Source organism: Bradyrhizobium sp. YCK136 (assembly GCF_044570075.1).
Classification (GTDB): domain Bacteria; phylum Pseudomonadota; class Alphaproteobacteria; order Rhizobiales; family Xanthobacteraceae; genus Bradyrhizobium; species Bradyrhizobium diazoefficiens.
The window spans coordinates 2604597-2623387 of record NZ_CP172424.1 but is presented as its reverse complement, the minus strand read 5'-3'; the positions used below and the strand labels follow the sequence as shown (position 1 = coordinate 2623387).

Below are 18791 nucleotides of genomic sequence, written 5' to 3'. Positions count from 1 at the left end.
GAGGCGCTCCCTTCCGCTGTCCGATCCCGGGCTAGCTCCCGACTTCCTTGGCGCATCGGTACTCCTCGAATGCTGACGGTGCCCCGCGGTCGGTCTGCGCCAAGCCCAGCAGGTCCCGCACTGCGATCGGCCACAGCGCGACGTCTTTGCCGTGGGTATGGAACATGGCCACGGCGAGACGGTCCATTCCGAAGGCTACGCAGGCAGTGTGGGCCGGCTCGCCGGCCGCATCGACGATGCCCCAGGTAGTGCCGAAATGATCGCGGTGGTAGTTGAAGCTCATGCAGGCGGTCGGTCGCTCCTCGGAGCGCAGAGGCACCAGCAGTTCGAACTTCAGCGACAGCTGCTTTTGGCTCACCGCCATCATCTGCCCGACCCGGCCGAAGAACGGGTCGTTGGCATGGTCGATCCTGAAGGTCAGCCCGAGATCTCGGGCGATCTTCTGTGCGCGTATGATCCAGCGTTCCCGGAACGCCGAGACGTGATCGGCGCTCCCGATGCAGACGAATTCGCGCATCCTGAAGGACTGCAGCCGGTCGAGATGGCGCGAAGGTTCGCGACGGAAACAGTCGGCGGCCACGTCGAAGCTCCAGCCGGCTGCCGGCACGGGCCCTCGGCTCGCGGCGATCGGATAGAGCGGATAGCAGGCTGCCGGCGACAGCACGAGATCGGCTGGCGATAGCGATTCGGTCCAGTCGCCGCCGGCATCGAAGCGGCTGATCGCCGCGTCGATCTCGCTTTCTATGCCGTGCAAGCCACAGACGCAGCCGAGAAGATTGGGAAAGCTCTTCAGATAGCCCGACCTCTCAAGCTGGGCGCGGTTCATGACGGGCGGGAAGCGCATCACCTCGGTGTTCGGCTCGCGATTGCGCGAGATCACCGCCGCAATTCGCTCCACAACGTCCTCATAGAGTGCGGTGCGGCCATAGACGCCGGGAGAGCCCATCTCGTGGAACAGCGCATCCGCAAGATGGTCCAGCGGATCGGAGGGAGGCGGAGTGGAGTCCGCCGGTGCTTCGACAATGGCCAGGTTCATTAGGCCGTTTCCTTTTCAGAAGGAGATCAATCGCACAAAGAGCCCGGAACGGTGCTCATCAGCGTGGCGGTACCCATGCTGGAGAGGATGCGATCGTTATTGATCATGATCGGAGCGGAGAGCACGTCACGCAGGTGGCGACCGATACTGACGTCGGTGTCGTTGCGGTATCCGGACAGGCCGCAGGCGCGCATCGCGTGCATGACGGTCGCAACCGCGAGCTCCGAGGCCTCCACCTTGAGAAGATTGATCGAGGACTGGAAGTCGACGGACGAAAGCGCGCGCACGTCCCGTTCGCGTGCTCCATAGGCCTGGAGATTCGCGGCGATGACGGCGCGTAGTTTCGTCAGGGTCATTTTGGCGGCGGTGAAGTGCGCCGCGCCGGGAGGCATGTTGCCGCCCGATCCGCGGGCGGCCTTGCGAATGAAGAGCTGCGCCCGGTCCACCGCCGCAGCCGCGATCCCCGCCCAGACCGACGACCAGCACAGGTGGGCGACGGGCGTCATCGTCTGCGCATGGATCTTTTCGTATGCTACGGGGAATATCTGGTCCGCAGCGCCCCTGAAATTCAACTTGAAGCCGGCGCTGCAGGTCCCGCGCATGCCGAGCGTCTCCCACCCGAGAGTGGGCTCCAGCGTATAGTCGTCACGGGTGATGGCGAGTAACACCTGATCGGATCCGGCGGCGGAGTCCGAGCGGCGGGCGACGGTGATGATGCCGTCCGCCTCGGCGCCGTACGAAATCACGGTCGCGTCGCGCACCAGCGAAATCTCGGTGCCAGCGCTCTCCACTGCGGCCGAGCTGAAGCGTATGTTTCCGCCGTTCTGGCCTTCCGTGGTCGACGACGCCAGCAGCATCTGCTCGGCAGCCACGCGGCGCATGAGGCTCTCATGCCAACCACTGCCCGCGCCGTGGCGAACCAGGCACGCGACCTTGGTCTGATGCATCGCGAAGATCATCCCGACCGAAGCGCAGGCGCGGCCGAGCGCGTAACACATATCTGCCACCTCGGAGATAGGCGCACCGTCTCCGCCGAACTCGACCGGAATCTGGGCGCCCAGAAGTCCCTCCTTGCGCGCCGCGTCGATCGCCTTCCGCGGGAATCGCGCCTCGCGATCGACCGCCTCGGCCTCCGCCGCGGCGACCTGCGCGACATTTGCCGTTCGCTGCTGGAACGAGGAGCCGTCGGGAGAGAATGCTATTCGGCCAATTTCCGTGGCGACGTTGCGGAACTGAACTTCCTGCACAGTCATGGGCCCGAGCCTCCCGTTTCATGGTTGTCATGATTGGACAATGCGAGCCAGATCGAGATGAATGCCGCTCAAAATTGACAAGTAGCTCACTTCCCCTGCCGCGTCGCTGGCGCAGAAGTGGGTGTCAAGGAGCTTCCACTCCCGGGCGAGGTACCTCCGAAGCAGAGCTATTGACCGAAGGAACAGTTGGGTATCGTCGCCCCGAATGTGATCACGCCTGGCCACGGCAGGAGACCGGCTGAAATGCACAACACTGCCATCAACGTTCAGAACCGTGTTCTGTCGGTCGTCAAGAGCGTCCTCCAGCAGAACGCGATCAGCGCCGATGTCCACCCGGAGTCGCGACTCGTGGATATAGGACTCAGCTCGATGGGGATGGTCGAGTTGATGCTCAAGGTCGAAGCCGAGTTCGATCTCATCCTTCCCCAGTTCGAGATCACGCCCGAAAATTTTCGATCGGTAAAGGCAATGGAGCGGATGATCCTCAACCAGCTGGGATCCGGGTCGGGATGAAGCCAGTTGAACAGAGGTTCTGCTTCGACAACCAGGCGAGCCGCATTGAACGGGTGCGCGCGCACCCCGAGCCAGCTCAGCCGCAGGCGACCAGACGCGACGCTCCGCGGCGCAGACGGTCCGCCGCCAAGACCTGGCTGCAAGCCATCGCACTCACCGCACGGCTCGAAGCCCAGCCGCATCGGTTGTTCGCCGACATCGTGGAGGATTGGGCACAGCGTCAGCCCGGGCTGCCCGCGTTGCTCTCGGATGGCCAATCCTTCACCTATGGCGGACTCGCTGCCCGGATCAACCGGTATGCGCGCTGGGCGCGGGACGTCGGCCTCCAAGCCGGCCGCACCGTATGCGTGCTGATGCCGAACCGGCCGGACTACCTCGCCTGCTGGCTCGGCATCAGCAGCGTCGGCGGGACGGTGGCACTGATCAACACCAGGCTGGTCGGCCAGTCGCTCGCCCACTGTATCGACGTCGCTCATGCCGATCACCTCATCCTCGCTGCCGATTGCGTGGATGCGTTCGAGAGCTCACGTCCGCACCTGCACCGCGAGCCGCAATGTTGGAGCCTCGGCACCGGCGATCCAAGCGGCGATCTGGATGCGGCGCTCGCCGCATTCGAGCCACGTCCGCTGTCCTCCGCCGAACGCGGCGACGTCACGATCGACGAACGCGCGCTCCTCATCTACACCTCGGGCACCACGGGCCTACCGAAGGCGGCGAACGTCAGTCATCGCCGCATTCTCGCCTGGGGCGGATGGTTCTCCGGACTGACGGACGCGTCCATCGAGGATCGTCTCTACGATTGCCTGCCGCTGTATCACTCCGTGGGCGGCGTCGCCGCTCCCTGCAGCATGCTCTGCGCGGGCGGTTCGGTCGCGATTGCGGAGAAGTTTTCCGCTGGCAGCTTCTGGGACGACATCGAACGTTTCGACTGCACCGTCTTCCAGTATATTGGTGAGCTTTGCCGCTATCTGCTGAAGGCGCCAGCGTCTGAACAAGAGGCGCGACACCGGCTGCGGCTGGCGGTCGGTAACGGATTGCGCGGCGACATCTGGGAGACGTTCGCCAACCGGTTCGCGATTCCGCAGATCCTCGAATTCTATGCCGCAACCGAAGGCAATTTCTCGCTGTTTAATGTCGATGGAAAACCGGGCGCGATCGGCCGGGTCCCGCCAGTTCTGGCGCATCGCTTTCCCGCCTCGATCGTCAAGATCGATGCCGACAGCGGCAGCCCGGTCCGGAGCGCTGCAGGGCTCTGCATCGCCTGCGCACCTGGCCAGATCGGCGAGGCTGTCGGACGTATCGGTGGCGGCGATCGCGACGGCCGGCCTTTCGAGGGCTACACGGATCCCGAGGAGACCAAGAAAAAGGTTCTGCACGACGTCTTCGCTGTGGGCGACGCCTGGTTCCGCACCGGTGATCTGATGTTGCGCGATGCGCAGGGCTACTTGCACTTCATCGACCGCGTCGGCGACACCTTCCGCTGGAAGGGCGAGAACGTCGCGACCAGCGAAGTGAACGACGCAATCAGGGACTGCCCCGGCGTTCTCGACGCCTCGACCTATGGAGTTGCGGTGTCCGGGGCCGATGGCCGCGCCGGCATGGCGGCCTTGGTGGTGGACCGAGATTTCGATCTCGGGATATTCAACGAACACCTTTCGCATCGGCTGCCGCCTTATGCAGTTCCAGCCTTCGTCAGGCTGTGCCGGGCGCTCGAGACGACCGACACCTTTAAGCAGCAAAAGCAGCGGCTGATCCGCGAGGGATTCGATCCTTCGCTGGTGGACGATCCGCTGTTCCTGCGTGATCCGGCGACCGGCGGCTATCGTTCGATCGACCGGGCCGTCTACGCGCGCGTCGTTGAGGGCGAAATCAGGCTCTGACATCGGCTCGGAAAGCCGAAATGTGAGGTGTACCATGTCGGTCAAATCGAAGATTTTCTCCGCGATGGAGCAGATCGCCGAAGAACAGAAGGTCACGCTTCCGCCGCTCGAGGACGATCTGTCACTGAACGAAACCGGGTTCGATTCGCTGGCGTTCGCCATCCTGGTTGCGCGGCTGGAGGACGAGCTCGGTATCGATCCGTTCACTGTCGCCGATGACGCAGCCTTCCCGTCTACACTCGGTGAGTTCGTCAGGGCCTACGAGAATGTCCCCGCCTGACATCATTGCGTTGCGCCAATATCTTGGCGCGGGGCCGAAGGGCCGCACGATTTCCGATGCCCGGCACAGGGTATCGCTGACCGACATGGTCGAGCACAGCTGCCTGACCGGCGGGTCCTTCGAGTTGTCCGGCCGCTCGGTGCTGCTTGCGACGTCGAGACAGCTGCTGTCCGCGCTTGCAATGATCGAGCTCGACGGCGTTGCCCGCCGCATCCTTCTAGGCCCGCCCGACCTCGATTGGGATCGCCTGCAGGTCCTGCTCGATCAGGCCGGGATCGACACCATCGTCACCGATCAGCCGCTACACCGATGCAGTGCTGGCAAGCGCGCTATTATCGGCGTCGACCTGCCCGAACGGAAGGCCGTGGGACGGAAGGTCGACCATGCGACCGAATGGTTGATGCTGACCTCGGGGACGTCGGGGCTGCCGAAGATCGTCCGACACACGCTCGATGGACTCGCCGGCGCGATTATCGCCGACGGGCCCGCGCGCTACCGGAACGCAACCTGGGCGACGTTCTACGACATTCGCCGCTATGGCGGCCTGCAAATCTTCCTGCGGGCCGTGATCGGCGGCGGATCGATGGTGCTTTCGGAGCCCGGGGAAGCCATTGCCGTCCATGTGGCGCGGCTGCGCGCGGGCGGCGTCACCCACATCTCCGGAACGCCGTCGCACTGGCGCAAGCTCCTGATGAGCGGCGCGTCCGCCAATTTCGCGCCGCACTATGTCCGCCTGTCCGGCGAAATCGCCGACCAGGCGGTGCTGGACGGCCTGGCCAGTGCATTTCCGCATGCGTCAATCGGGCACGCCTATGCCTCGACCGAGGCGGGCGTCGGTTTCAGCGTGGACGACGGGCGCGAGGGTTTTCCTGCCCACCTGATCGGGCAGAATCACGCCGGCGTCGAGATGAAGGTGGTCGACGGCTCACTGCGGATCCGTTCCCGGCGTACCGCGCGCGCCTATGTCGGCGCCGATGCTCCGCCGCTCGCCGACACCGAGGGCTTCGTCGATACCGGCGACATGGTCGAGCTGCGCGGCGAACGATACCACTTCGTCGGTCGGCGAGGCGGCATTATCAACATCGGCGGGCTGAAGGTGCATCCGGAGGAGGTGGAAGCAGTGATCAACCGGCACGCGTCCGTCCAGATGTCGCGCGCGCGGTCGCGCAGGAGCCCGATCACCGGCGCCATTGTGGTCGCCGACGTCATCCTCACCAACGGCACCAATGCGGAGCGGCACGAGAGAATTCGCACGGAGATTCTCGGTCAGTGCAAAGCTTGCCTGGCTGCATGGAAGGTGCCTGCGGTGATCCGCTTCGTCGAGCGGATCGACGTCACCGCGGCGGGAAAACTGGCTCGCACCGATGCGTAACGTCATCGTCACGGGCGGCAGCCGCGGTATAGGTCTTGCCATCGCGCGCAGGCTCGCCGCGTCCGGCGAGTATAATGTGATCGCCGTCGCGCGCCGCGAGAGCGAGGAGCTTGCAGCTGCGGTCCGCGAAGCGCAGCGACGCCTGCATTTCCGCGCCTGCGACCTTGCGGTGACCAATGCGATCCCGGCCTTCGCAAAATCGATGCGCGACGAATTCGGCGCGATCTACGGCCTCGTCAACAACGCCGGGGTCGGTCCCGACGGACTGCTGGCGACCATGCACAATTCCGATATCGAGGCCTTGATTCGCTTGAACGTATTGTCGCCCATGATCCTGACCAAATACGTGGCGCGCCATATGATGGCCGACGGCGCGGGGCGGATCGTCAACATTTCCTCCATCGTCGCCTCGACCGGCCACAGCGGCTTGTCCGTGTATGCCGCGTCCAAGGCCGCGGTTGTCGGCTTCACCCGCTCGCTGGCCCGGGAAGTTGGCAGGGTCGGCATCACAGTGAACGCGATCGCGCCCGGCTTCATCGAGACGGAATTGACCAGGTCCCTGGACGACGAAGGCCGTCGACGCATCGCTCGCCGCAGCGCATTGCGCCACCTGCCCGAAGCCGACGACGTCGCTTCCGTGGTCGAATATCTTCTCGGCGAAGGCGGCCGGAACATCACCGGCACCGTGGTGACGGTCGACGCCGGTAACACTGCCTGAGCGCCGGAAATCGGGCATCCGCCGTCGAGGGCGACCTCTCCTCTCGGCTCAAAGGGACTCGAAGTCGACCTGGCCTGACGGCAGGCTGGACACTTCAATTCGGCGATAGCCCCTTCAGATACTCAAGCATCGTGTTGCAGGCCTTCTCCGCCTCCGCGAAGGTTGAAAACGCCGAACCGCCAATCTTGATCGCGCCGTTACCCCGATAGAGCGGTCGCCACGACGCCACGTAGCCGGCACGTCCGTGAAAGCCGGCACCGGCAGGCGTCTCATAGGTGATCACAAAGGAAAAGCCGTCGCCGGCCGCACTCCAGATTTCCATGTCCTCGACGGCACGGTGAAACAGAAGGGACATCAAGATGCGCCCGCGCACTCGCTTTCAGCTCAACGACGGAGTTCCGGTCCTGACGGCAGGCCGTCAGGAGGGAACGACCCTGACCACTGGGGGGGCAGGAAGGTAGGGCCAGGGCCGTCGCTCCGGATGTGCCGAGATCCAATCGGCACATCTCTGCGATCATGTCTGGAGCCGTTCGTCATAGCCCGCGACTACGTTTTACCTGACAGCGGACAAACTGCGATCGACCCAGAGCCGCAGATGACGAATAAAGTACACTTCCCGCCGGACGCGCTGGCTGCGATTTTGGATCAGGCGCCAAGCCTGAGGGACTACCCCATTAGGCATCCCGGACATCGACCTCGCCAATCAAGCGGCGCTTGAAATCAGGCTTCAGCCCCTAAAGCTACTTGTTCCAGTCGATTGGTTGCGTTGCCGGGGCGCCGCCATGACAGACGCAGCTTCATCACCGGCATCTTTCGGATCGGGTCGCTGCATCCAATAGAGGCCGCCTGCCCATTGCAGTGGGAGCGTCGACCGGGAATGGTGGTGCGTGACGAGCCTCTCCTCAGCGCTCCCCACTCGTCGGACTCAATCCTGAGTCTTCTCCCGAGGCGCGGTCGCGCGATCATGTTGCGAGATGGCAAGGGCCGCGAGCACCGTCCGATTGCTGATTTCCAGTTTTTGGAAGATGTTGTGCAGGTGCACCTTGATGGTGCCGTCGGTAGTATTCAACCGGCGCCCGATTTCCTTGTTCGACAATCCTTCGGAGACCAGCCGCATGATCTGACGCTCGCGTTCCGTCAGCGCGGTCAGTCCGGTCTCCGAAGTCGTGCCCTGCTCGCGCGACACGATCGAGTCGGATGGGGTCGATGGCAGCACGTTGTGACCATTGGCGATATGCCGCAACGACTGCACCAGAGCCTCGGGATCGGTATTTCTCAGGATGATACTACAGGTCACGGGCGTCGCCGAGAACACCAGTTCGCAATCCTCACTCGCGACGAAAAACACCAAATGCGTCGAACGATTTTCTGAGTTGACGGTCGAAAGAATTTTCGCGGCGGCGAGCTCGGGCATTGCGGGATCGACAATCGCCATATCGGGCGCCAAGGTCCGGATCGCTTCGATGCAGCTTGCGGCATCGCTACAAGATGCAACGATGTTGAAATCGGCCGCGGCGCCGAGCACCTTGCTCAGCCCCTCCAAGACCACCGGATGCCGGTCAGCAATGACTACACTGATACGTCGCATTACGCGCTCCTCAGCCAGTCCCCCCAACATAAACTCCGCGCACCTTCTTCTGTTTCACCCACACCATACAGCATACATGCAACGCTGGAATCGCAGCATAGCATACAAGCAATGTTGGAATCGCAGCGCAATACTTAGGTTAATCCAAACCAGGATCTGTTCGCTTCCCGTATCTTCACGCAGCAATGCAACGCGAATGCCCGTAAGACTCCGGTGATCTGACGGGGGCGAGCAAGCCCCCCGCACCTATCCAGTCCGTCTAACGGCGTAATCCTCAACGATGCACCCCTTCGATATTTCCGCAACGTTCAATATATACCGCGCCGTTAACTCGCTCGCAGAATGCGTTCGCTTATACATAGTATATAAAAGCGAGTACAACCAACAAATCTTTCAATGTTGAATGAACATCCTCACCTAATTCACGCAGAGGCTGCGCCGGAAGGCGGTTTTCTATACCGCAATTACACGGGTATACGCAGAACCGCGTCTATAACCAACGGTATATAGGGCGATCGCCAATTCGCATCTAACATTCATAAAAGCTTAAGCACGATGGATTGCTCGAAATCCACCAACGAGACGAGGCAAAGAACGCCAGACCAGAACGGAGGAACACGACCGAGGTAGCTCAATATACCTAAAAACCACAAGTCATATCAGTTCAACCGCCCATCGCTGTTGTGTCATTGCGTAGTAGGCTGGAGGGTAAAATGAGGAGGCGGCAGTCTTGCGAGACCGTTCTTATTGGAAAGAACGTTTTGATTAGAGAAGGTATTGCTAAAATCCTGCACGCGGCAAATTTTCGCATCCCGGCCTCGGTATCGAGCCCCGAGGAATTGCCGAACTCACTTCAAGCAGAGAAATTGATGTTCCTCATCGTCCATACCGGCGATGGCTTCAATGTCGCGATAGAACAAATCGGATTTGTGAAAGATAGGTACCCGGACGCGCGCATCGCGATCGTGTCCGACAATTATCGACCAGTCGATCTTGCCTCAGCATTTCGAGCAGGGGCCAACGGATACTTCGTGAACGTCAATTCGTGCGACGCATTCATTAAATCCGTCGAACTCGTGACGATGGGCGAGACCGTCTTCCCGCCTGCATTCCTGTCATTCGCCCTTGATGCCGGTCGCGATCGCGAGCCTGAAACGGCGGAGCCCGGCGAATGCAGACAAACCATCCTCGCTGCTGCAGACGACGCGATCCTGCCGCAGCTCTCTCCGCGAGAAAAGGCAATTCTATCCTGCCTTATCGAGGGCGATTCCAACAAGTGCGTTGCCAGGAAGATCAATATCGCCGAGGCGACCGTGAAGGTTCACGTCAAGGCGATCCTGCGTAAGATCAGGGTCCAGAACCGGACACAGGCCGCGATCTGGGGAATGAACCACGGGTCGCTGGTACGGCCGGCAAACGATCGCGCCCCCTCAGCCGTCGATGCGGGCAGAGGGATCGCGAAGCCCATCGAGGTGATCTCCGAAATGGCGCAGCTCAACGAGCCGGCGCCATTGGTTCCTCACTCCAGTCACGTCGTGGTACCCCGTATCGACAGCCTGCTCCGTAAGGGCGTCGACTCAGGGGCTCACGCCGCGGTACGGCTCTACAAGTAGATGCAGAGACTCGCGAACGGCCCCATCGCGGAGTGAAGCTGCGACACTTTCGTCGACTCCGCGACGGCCAGGCGCGCCCGACAGCAGATTCCCTGCTGCTCTTGCATGCACAGTACTCGAGGTCGTGCTGACACTCTCCTCGGCCTCAGGTTGACGACGCGGACTGCGGGAGCGGGTTCTTTATCGCTCCCGCAGCGCTTCCTTCTTGTATCTCGCCAGCGGCGAGAGAAGGTCGCTGATGATCCTGCGAGCGCCGGTCTTCATCTCGACCGTCACCGCGCCAGGCCGGGGCCGAGCTTGAGGAGCTTGTCCTCCGCCCAGGTCCGGTGGAGTGCCGCAGGGCAGCGTGCCCGGACCACAACGCTCGCCTTCTGAGCACTTCGCCTCGTGCAAGTGACAGATCAGAGCGAGGTGATTCTATCGAGATGATAGTTGTCGCCGGGCGTGTAGAGGACCGGCCGAAGGTACGGACGCTCCGGACTCGCGTAGCGAAAGTTCCCTGCAAAAATGCCGTCTCCTTTTGCAAGGACCTTGGTTTCAGCTTGCAGAGGATGGTGACCGGTGAGGCGAACACGGGTTTTTGTTCATAAGCTCGGCCTCGCCTAAGTGAGGGCAAATCATGAGTGGGTGCTCCCTTATTATCACTGCATCGGGGACTTGCCAGACGCCCGGACAACACTAAGCGGAGAATACGCAGTGAGCCTGACCCTGCTGACGGCGCCGACGGCATTATGGGTGCCTCGCCAGGGGAGCATCTCAGCTCCTCTGGCATCTGTCCGCGGCATGGGCTGACAGGCACACCATTCTCCAGGCAGACCATCGAGCTCCGCTAGGTCGAGACCGGCTGGATTCGCCTGTGGCGCGCGATCTCGGGCGTCCATGGTGGCTCTCGACCCCGGCGACAGTTCAACCTATTCGATCGCATGGTCGACTGCATTCCCAAGAGCGTGACGGAGAACCACTTCTCGCGCTCGGGGGTCCAAAGCTCTCCACGCCGATTGACGTTCCGGCTTAGCGCTTACCCTATTCGCGATCTGCTGGTCTGGGCTTCTGGTGATCGAGAATGGGTAATCCGAAAGGGTCGAGCCGCCGATCGGTCCACAATACTAGACTGCGAGCGCGTGAGTGTGGTTGCCATGCGTTGACGTCCTCTCATCGGGGAGCTCTTTTCAAGCACGTGCGGAATTTCCGGTACTTGGGAGCGTAATGGTTGCAGCCTGCAGGATCTGAAAAGGCGGGCGTCTGCAATGACCCAAACCCTGAGCCACCACGGGCCGGACGACAGCGGAATTTGGTTGGGCGAGCAAGCCGGCATTGCCTTCGGGCAGCGTCGCCTGGCAATTATCGACCTGTCCTCGATGGAACAACAACCAATGGTCTCGGCCAACGGCCGATATACAATTACGTTCAACGGTGAAGTATATAATTTCCGAGAACTGAAGGCCGAATTGGAGCGTTGCGGAGTTCGGTTTCGTGGGCATTCAGATACAGAGGTATTGACGAAGGATTCGCCCAGTGGGGCGTCAAGCCAACCATCACCCGCTTGAACGGGATGTTCGCGATAGCAGCGTGGGACACCCGAGAGCGTCAACTGTTGCTGGCTCGTGATCGAATTGGCGAAAAGCCGCTCTATTGGGCGATTTTCGATGGACTCGTTTTATTCGGATCAGAATTGAAGGCGCTGCGGGCGCATCCCGGTTGGAAGCCGAGACTCAATCGTGGAGCGATCGCCGCCTTTCTTCGGCATGGTTATGTGCCGGGTCCATCCACGATCTGAGGGTGTCTACAAACTTCCGCCGGCCGGGTTCGTCAAGATTGCGAGCGGCGGCGGCCCCGAAGTGGGCGCGTACTGGGATCTGGCCGGTGTTGTTTCGCAGGGGCAACTCAATACACTTCGAGCCGACAAAGAGGGACTGGTCGATGAGCTCGAGACGTTGCTGCATGATGCGGTATCGCGCCGCATGATTGCGGATGTCCCGCGGGGCGGAATGGCTGCGCTGGATCCAGGCAGCCGAGGCGAACTGGCCAAGTTCTGCGAAACGTACTTTGGAGTCCATTACAATGTGATTGGAACCATATATGAGCACCGTACCCTTATTGCTCTATCGAGCTCTTACGCGCGGCAATCTCTGGATCGCCACGCAACGAATCGGCCGCGGTCACATCAGTCCGGCCTGTCGCCGATGGGACGTTTGAACTGCTTAGCTCTCGGGGACCATCCTGGTATCGCAAGGTGACCTCGACGGCGTCACCCGGCTGCAACTCGGTATCTTCGCTTGCGATAATCCGTTCCGGCCCTTTTTCGCCTTTTCTAATGATGGCAATGTCCGGATTGCTGCCGGCGCCTCGTGCGAGTTGTGACCGAACCATCGCAGTGTACTGAAGCTTCTCGCCGACGCTCTGCAGCTTTTCGCGGATTTGGTTGAGCTTTACGCTGGTGTCTTGCAGCTCGCGGAGCAGCTCGAGCCTCCGCTGGTCGTCGAGCCTTACAAGCCTTCTGGAGAACTCGTCCTGTTGCTTCTTGACCTGCAGTAGTGCCGCAGAGGTCTGCAGCTTCCGGGTTGACGACAGCAGCACCGCGCGCCGAGCATCGGTAACGCGAGGACTGGTCAAGGAACCTTTGCCGTAGAGATCGGTCGCTTTCTGCAGTTCCTCGAGGTCTGTCTGAAATCCCTCTTCCTCTTTCTTCTGCTGCTCTGACAACACGCGGACCTCGTCGTCTCCCTGTCGAACGCCGCGTTGAAGGAAGGCCTTTTCCTGCTGATAATCATTCTGTTTCGTCTTCAAATATTCCCTCTCTGCGTTGACGATTTCCGAAATCGCCGATCGAGTTATAGGCACGTCCGTTAGAATGCCTGGATTAAGCTGCACCCCTTCTCCGAGCTCACTCTTGATGCGCCACATACGCGCCTGTTCTTTGGCGAGCTCTGTCCAAAGCGATCCGTACTCGCTTCTCAAGTCCGCGGACTCGAGATATGGATTATTCATTCTGATACGCATGATGTCGTAGCCACCAGCCACAGCGACGAGTTGGCGTGCGGTGGTGGCCGGACGATAAGGATACTCACCCGGCTTCGAGACGTCCCCGCTTACGTAGACCGGCCGGTATTCCGCCACGACCGTTGTGACCTCATCCTCGTTTATCACGATGACGGCCTCACGGCCATCCAGAGTCCTCTGCCGAAACACTTTGCTCGCCAGTGCGGCCCCGATCTTTGCTCGGATCTGCGGTAACGGCAGGCCCGCGACTGGAAGCGCTCCGACCAGCGGCAACGAAACGTTCCCGTCGACTTGAACGGCAGCACGATTCCGCAGCTCCGGCACCCCGGCTACCGTGACCTCCAGTACATCTCCGATGTTTACCCGATATTCGGCCTTCGCCTCAGTGAGGGAAATTGTAAGGCCAATAGCCAGCAATCCCCATTTGGTGCAACGAACCAGGTTGAAAAAGACTTCGACATGGAAACAATGGTTGGGTCTGGAATTCGGCATCGCGGCAACTCTCTGTACGGACGTCGGCACCGAGTGAACTCAATTCAAATCTCTCCGCGGAAGGCAGCGCGTCGACATCGCTACCCTTCAAGCAACCATCCCAACAGCCGATCTGCAAACCAACGTTTCGTCGTATTGGCGCGCGGCCGCTCACTGCCCTTCTTCGCTATGTTCGATTGACCCGTGCTCTTTTGATTATTCGACAATCTAGTCCCGCAGCGCCCGTGCTCAACCGGCCATCGTGGTTACTCCTCATCTACCCATTTTTAGCCAATTTTCGCCCAGTGACCCGAATGCTACTGATTTAGCTGAGGCGGAATGACTGGGAATGAACGCCTGGGAGTGACTGGTGAGTTATGCGTCCTTTACCAATTCGCCGGCCTCTACCCAGTTTCGGGCCAGTTCGGTCGTCGGCGGCAGGGGCGTCGGTAAGGGCCGATTAGCTGCCCTATTGGTTTTGGCAGCAACTACCGAATTCATACTCGTAGCCATCGCGGCCTATTCCGCAGCCGTCCTCTATCATCGCCTGATCCTCCTGGACTCGTCGGACGCCGCCAACATCAAGGACTCCCTTCTGATTTCCACTATGCAGTTGCTCGTTTCTATAGGGCTCCACCAATATTCCCGGATCCAGACGCAACCCCGACACGTGTTCTTGCGGAGCGGCGTCAGCGCCGTCTTCTTCGTATTCTCCTTCTTCATCTCGACAATATTCCTTCTGAAGATTTCAGAATGCTACTCGCGCGCTACCGTTATAGCCCAAGGTGTGAGCGCCCTCCTTGCGGTGCTCTGCGCACGGGCAATATCGTTCTCATTACTACAGCCTGGCATTGCATCCGGGTTGATAGACGCCAGGCGCGTCGTTTTCATAGGCGACCCGAGTCACACCTTGCATTTTTCCGCTCGAGCAATCGCCACCGGAATTCAGACCATCCGCTCGTTCGACTTTCCGACGTTTCGCGCCGCCTCCTCAGTACTGACGCGACCCGGAGCCGTCCAAGTGCTGCCTAATGTCCGCCAACTGGTTGCGGATTGCCGGCCCCTCCGCGCGGATGAAATTGTCATTTTGACTTCGGAACCGGATGTCCCGGCTGCACTCCCGCTTGCCAGCGCCCTATCAGAGCTGCCAGTTGACGTTCACGTCGTCCCTGTGGGGACTATCGATCTCATGGCCGTGTCGCGGATCACTCTGTTCGGCAACATTGTGACGATGCGGATCTTCCAATGCCCCCTTATTCCTTTCAATCGAGCACTAAAGCGAGCATTCGACGTCGCCGTCGCAATCGCTGGGCTTATCATGGTTAGCCCTCTCCTCGTCTTCGTTGCGCTTGCAATCAAGCTCGGATTCCCAAGGCTGGTGCTATTTCGCCAAAGGCGGCACGGTTACGACAACGAGCCCATTTACGTGCTGAGATTCAGGACGATAACCGTGATGGCGGATGGCGACAATTTCAGACCCGCCGTCAGACACGATCCACGGGTAACTCGTCGGGGTCACCTCTTGCGCCAAACCAATATCGATGAGCTTCCGCAGTTGTTCAATGTCCTGGTCGGTGACATGTCGCTCGTCGGACCCCGTCCACATGCGACATCGCAAAACGAAGCATTCGCCGAGCTGATTTCGTCATTTTCTCGCCGCCACAACGTCGAGCCTAGCATTACCGGCTGGGCTCAGGTCGACGGTTACCGTGGCGAGATCGATACTCGAGAAGATGCTGCGTCGGGTGGAGCACGATCTGTACTATATCGACAACTGGTCACTCCTTCTCGATCTAAAGATCGTGGTCATGACCTTGTTTTCCAGAAACGTGTGGTGGAATGCCTATTGACGCCTTTCCGTCTGCTGCACCTTCTACTAATCGGCCCTTAATTTAGTAAATCTGAGGCGTATTGGACTTGGGCATCCTTCGTCCCACCGGGCGCTTCGTTTCATCTGATGTGCGGAGCCTGAGTGGGCAACTATCAGCGCAGGTACGAGAAAATGCTGCACACCAATAGAACATATAATTCGGTAGATCCGGACGGGCTGCCGCCTGAATTTCGTTCGTCGACCGTGTTCCTCGAAGAAGGTGTAGCCTTCATACGACGGCGCCTCTGGATCATATTGCTGACGTGGTTTGTAACGATTGGCGCTGCTCTACTCTACCTCATTGCTGCAGTACCCACGTTTACCGCTAAGGCGCAACTCTTTCTTGATTCGAGAGCGGCCGCAGTTGACGCCTCGTCGGTGTCAACGATCGTTGAAAGTCAGATCGCAATCATAAAATCTGAGAGTATCGCTCGCGCCGTGGTCGAGAAACTCGGCCTTGCCAAACGCCCGGAATTCGCCACGCAAGATAGCGTCCTGCGCGCCATAACCAAGTCGATATCCCAGCGGCTCGGCTGGAGCAAACCAGACAGAGACTCGAGCGCCATGCGCTATGCCATGGAATCGCTCGCACAAAATCTTTCGGCCAAGCGCGTCGGCCCTACCTACATTGTCGAAATGACCTACGAAGCCGCAGATCCTGACCGGGCGGCGCAGATCCTGAATGCTGTCGCGGAAAGATACATCATGCGTCAAATGGACGCAAAATTTAATTCCAGTGTCCGAGATGAGACATGGGCCAAGGATCGCTTGAACGAATTGAGCGCTCAAGCATCGGCCGCCCAAAAGGCTCTGGAGGATTACTATAAGAATAAGGCGGCTTCCGCGGATACTGACGATGACCTGGTAGCTGCTGCGGAATCCGCCAAAAACGCCTATGACAATTTCCGTCATATGCTGCGGAAGATGGAAGCCACGCAACAACGATCCGCTCCGGCGTTCGAGGCGAGCCTGGTCACCGTGGCGTCGCCTCCGTTGAGAGCCACTTCGCCAAAGCCTCGAATGGTGCTAGGAATAGGGGCCGTTGCAGGAGTGCTTCTTGGCATCGCTCTCGGAATGCTGCGCGATCTGTTAGATCGAGGCTTCCGCGTCAGCGGACAGGAACCTCGCCTAAGCGCACAAGGCGACGGGATCGAGCGATCTGTTCCAGACGCAATTCGACCGGACCACCTACCTGAAACATCGGCCACGGCAAGGCCCGTGCGCCTTACTGGTTCGCGGTGATGCCTACTATCTTCACAAACTGGCCAAGCCAGCTTCCGGCGGTCATCGTTCTCGACACGGATGCACTGCCGGCTAGCCCTTAAGGTAAGGACGATCACACGCCGCCGGTTGAAGGGCGGCAACTTCACGGCTGTGCAGCTGGAACCGTGCCGTAGCACACGCCGATCACGGCGACATGCCGCCTACCGGCCAGATAGAAAGCCCCCGCGAGTGCCATGCGCTTCGCTCCAATTCCAACTGCTCTCGTCGGCGTATTTGGGAGCGCTGCGGAGCCGGTCCTGGGTGATGCCGGTGACGTAACCGCCAAGGTTAGTGTCGTACTTCAGCGCCTGCCAGGGCAGCGGATAGTGATCGTCGCCGATGCCGAGCAGGCCGCCGAAGCTCAGCACCGCGTACGATACCTTGCCGCTGACCTTGTCGATCATGACGCGCTCGATGTAGCCGACCTTTTCGCCGTCGGCCCCGTAGACATTCGTGCCCTCGACCTTGTCGCTTCCGATCAGGCTGAAGGTCTCACGATCTTCGATGGCCATGTTGACCTCCCGGATGTTGTCTTCTGGAGTCAACGGGAGGACGATGGCTCCGTTCCTGGCTGAAAGCCTCGGTGGCTTGTTTTGGATGAGCGGAGTTCGAGCATGGAGCTGACCGATCTGGAGCGCGAATTTTTGAGAAAGCTGCTCGGCGAATCCTGGGTCAGCCCGCCGATGTTCGACCATGAGATTGTGGCTCGGCTGGTGGAGTTGGGTCTCGTTGAAACCGAACCGCTTCCATCCGGCGATATCGAATACCGGATCACTGACGCGGGCCGGGCGGCGGCCGCGTAAACCCAATTCGGCCGGTTAAGACGGGCTCCGCTCAGCTTTCTGAACGGCTGCGACCCAAGCGACGCCGGCTCTTATCCGAAACACTAGACCGGACCGATTCGGCGGCGGCGCCGAGCAGCATCTGAAACAGTGCCCGGTTGGCCCTGTATCTGGCGGCGGGCCGGCTGGCTTCCGAACTCTGGATCAGCAAGCGGCCGTCGGCCGTGCACAAGTACCACTCCATCTTCGGCCGCGCTTTCTCAAATGGGTCTCGAAAACAGCGAAATGGTCTGCCATCGCCACCTCAAACCGTCAGGGGGACTTCCATTGATAATCAGTCCTAAGCAGTGGCCAAAACCGCCTTCATGATCCATCTCCAAAATGACGATTCTTCAGAGGATCAAGCGCGTGAAGGATGGCCGTTCCGCTCCAAACAACGGACGCTGGTGACGCTCGCGTGGGCGCGGCCCGCCTTGAGTTTCTTAGGGACCTCGTAGGCGTCCGACCTGGAGAGCGACCACCGTTGGGCTACTGCAATGCCGCCGCCCGCCGAGCACCGGACGGCCGGTTCCGCTACGAAGCCTTGGCCCTTGTCCACTCCGAGACGTCCGGATTCCATCCGGTCATGCACCTGATCATCGTGTGTCCTTGAAGGGCGCAATTGCGACTTCCGTTGTCGCTATGAATCACATCGCTCGGCTGAAGATGGAACGAATTGATCCTCCTTGTCGGTATCAACCTCGAGAGCATGCTGGCGCTGTCAGGGACGCAAGTCCCTCCGCAGTTGCAAACCGAGCGCACTGTCAGGGAAGGCAGCGCCGGCAGCTCAACGCCAGCCGGAAGATCGTCCGGATCCAGCATCAGGTCGAGCCGGGACCGGTGGCCGGAGCCCTGCGATGACTGAACCGCAAACCGTGCCCCACGTCAGCGTGCGGCTGCGTTACGCCCGGTGCCGCTGCGCACGGCACCAGGCTGCAGCAAGCGGCAGCTCGCGGCAACTACTACCTTCCAAGTAACGGGGGAGTTGGGCGCCTGATCTTCACAGGGTTGAAGTCCTTCCCCGAACGCTGGACACCGTAAAATACGATATTGGGGCCTTGCAATTTGTGGTCATAGAGCCACCGCCAGTAGGAGGGGTCATCGCGAGGGACG

General features: G+C 60.3%; 18 protein-coding genes and 1 pseudogene. 12 read left to right on the top strand and 7 right to left on the bottom strand.

Annotation, left to right across the window (positions count from 1 at the left end; translation table 11 throughout):
• Positions 1–31 precede the first annotated feature (31 nt).
• Entirely contained in the window at positions 32–1036 is a 1005-nt protein-coding gene (locus ACFLEY_RS12280; protein ID WP_060908446.1) for an amino acid--[acyl-carrier-protein] ligase, read from the bottom strand.
• 26 nt (positions 1037–1062) lie between these two features.
• Entirely contained in the window at positions 1063–2289 is a 1227-nt protein-coding gene (locus ACFLEY_RS12275) for an acyl-CoA dehydrogenase family protein (protein WP_082755336.1), read from the bottom strand.
• A gap of 243 nt (positions 2290–2532) precedes the next feature.
• On the opposite strand from ACFLEY_RS12275, the gene ACFLEY_RS12270 reads away from it, so the two are divergent.
• The 5 genes from ACFLEY_RS12270 to ACFLEY_RS12250 are packed head-to-tail and all read left to right on the top strand — an operon-like array spanning position 2533 to position 7052.
• The gene (locus ACFLEY_RS12270) at positions 2533–2802 is read left to right on the top strand and encodes an acyl carrier protein (RefSeq protein ID WP_060908447.1); all 270 of its coding nucleotides are present in this window, start codon (positions 2533–2535) and stop codon (positions 2800–2802) included.
• The gene (locus tag ACFLEY_RS12265; protein ID WP_082755337.1) at positions 2799–4682 is read left to right on the top strand and encodes a long-chain-acyl-CoA synthetase; all 1884 of its coding nucleotides are present in this window, start codon (positions 2799–2801) and stop codon (positions 4680–4682) included. Before ACFLEY_RS12270 ends, ACFLEY_RS12265 begins: the two co-directional genes overlap by 4 nt.
• Before the next feature lie 34 nt (positions 4683–4716).
• On the top strand, positions 4717–4962 hold the full coding sequence (locus ACFLEY_RS12260) for an acyl carrier protein (protein ID WP_060908448.1): 246 nt from the start codon (positions 4717–4719) through the stop codon (positions 4960–4962).
• Entirely contained in the window at positions 4949–6334 is a 1386-nt protein-coding gene (locus ACFLEY_RS12255) for an AMP-binding protein (RefSeq protein ID WP_396604968.1), read from the top strand. Before ACFLEY_RS12260 ends, ACFLEY_RS12255 begins: the two co-directional genes overlap by 14 nt.
• Positions 6327–7052, top strand: a complete 726-nt coding sequence (locus ACFLEY_RS12250) for an SDR family NAD(P)-dependent oxidoreductase (protein WP_060908450.1) — start codon at positions 6327–6329, stop codon at positions 7050–7052. Before ACFLEY_RS12255 ends, ACFLEY_RS12250 begins: the two co-directional genes overlap by 8 nt.
• Positions 7053–7146: 94 nt before the next feature.
• Here the strand turns inward: ACFLEY_RS12250 and ACFLEY_RS12245 are convergent, their stop codons facing one another.
• Together ACFLEY_RS12245 and ACFLEY_RS12240 are read right to left on the bottom strand one after the other, a co-directional pair.
• Positions 7147–7407 carry a hypothetical protein gene (locus tag ACFLEY_RS12245; RefSeq protein ID WP_027546420.1) on the bottom strand — a complete coding sequence of 87 codons (261 nt, stop codon included), beginning with the start codon at positions 7405–7407 and terminating at the stop codon, positions 7147–7149.
• A 570-nt stretch (positions 7408–7977) separates the two neighbouring features.
• Entirely contained in the window at positions 7978–8640 is a 663-nt protein-coding gene (locus ACFLEY_RS12240) for a response regulator transcription factor (protein ID WP_211433991.1), read from the bottom strand.
• A gap of 713 nt (positions 8641–9353) precedes the next feature.
• Between ACFLEY_RS12240 and ACFLEY_RS12235 the strand changes: the two genes are divergently transcribed.
• The 3 genes from ACFLEY_RS12235 (at position 9354) to ACFLEY_RS12225 (ending at position 12030) form a co-directional block, all read left to right on the top strand.
• Positions 9354–10253 carry a response regulator transcription factor gene (locus ACFLEY_RS12235; RefSeq protein ID WP_249163199.1) on the top strand — a complete coding sequence of 300 codons (900 nt, stop codon included), beginning with the start codon at positions 9354–9356 and terminating at the stop codon, positions 10251–10253.
• A 1247-nt stretch (positions 10254–11500) separates the two neighbouring features.
• Positions 11501–11800 carry a hypothetical protein gene (locus ACFLEY_RS12230; protein ID WP_211433989.1) on the top strand — a complete coding sequence of 100 codons (300 nt, stop codon included), beginning with the start codon at positions 11501–11503 and terminating at the stop codon, positions 11798–11800.
• Positions 11801–11805: 5 nt separating this feature from the next.
• The gene (locus tag ACFLEY_RS12225; RefSeq protein WP_373565373.1) at positions 11806–12030 is read left to right on the top strand and encodes a hypothetical protein; all 225 of its coding nucleotides are present in this window, start codon (positions 11806–11808) and stop codon (positions 12028–12030) included.
• On the opposite strand, the gene ACFLEY_RS12220 is transcribed toward ACFLEY_RS12225, so the two are convergent.
• Positions 11966–12310, bottom strand: coding sequence for a hypothetical protein (locus ACFLEY_RS12220; RefSeq protein ID WP_211433997.1), 345 nt, complete (start codon positions 12308–12310; stop codon positions 11966–11968). The genes ACFLEY_RS12225 and ACFLEY_RS12220 overlap by 65 nt on opposite strands.
• Before the next feature lie 37 nt (positions 12311–12347).
• Positions 12348–13745 carry a polysaccharide biosynthesis/export family protein gene (locus ACFLEY_RS12215; protein WP_396604655.1) on the bottom strand — a complete coding sequence of 466 codons (1398 nt, stop codon included), beginning with the start codon at positions 13743–13745 and terminating at the stop codon, positions 12348–12350.
• 349 nt (positions 13746–14094) lie between these two features.
• On the opposite strand from ACFLEY_RS12215, the pseudogene ACFLEY_RS12210 reads away from it, so the two are divergent.
• The 3 genes and pseudogenes from ACFLEY_RS12210 to ACFLEY_RS12200 all read left to right on the top strand — a co-directional run.
• Positions 14095–15399 (top strand): annotated as a pseudogene (locus tag ACFLEY_RS12210) (sugar transferase); the annotation flags it as partial.
• A gap of 58 nt (positions 15400–15457) precedes the next feature.
• Positions 15458–15574: a sugar transferase gene (locus ACFLEY_RS12205; RefSeq protein ID WP_373565371.1), complete on the top strand. Its 117-nt coding sequence runs from the start codon at positions 15458–15460 to the stop codon at positions 15572–15574.
• A gap of 122 nt (positions 15575–15696) precedes the next feature.
• Entirely contained in the window at positions 15697–16836 is a 1140-nt protein-coding gene (locus ACFLEY_RS12200) for a Wzz/FepE/Etk N-terminal domain-containing protein (RefSeq protein ID WP_211433986.1), read from the top strand.
• 182 nt (positions 16837–17018) lie between these two features.
• Here the strand turns inward: ACFLEY_RS12200 and ACFLEY_RS12195 are convergent, their stop codons facing one another.
• Entirely contained in the window at positions 17019–17369 is a 351-nt protein-coding gene (locus ACFLEY_RS12195) for a PRC-barrel domain-containing protein (protein WP_396604654.1), read from the bottom strand.
• A gap of 102 nt (positions 17370–17471) precedes the next feature.
• Between ACFLEY_RS12195 and ACFLEY_RS12190 the strand changes: the two genes are divergently transcribed.
• Positions 17472–17660 (top strand): hypothetical protein, encoded by a 189-nt coding sequence (locus ACFLEY_RS12190; RefSeq protein WP_028175462.1) that lies wholly within the window; start codon positions 17472–17474, stop codon positions 17658–17660.
• The last annotated feature ends 1131 nt before the right edge of the window (positions 17661–18791 follow it).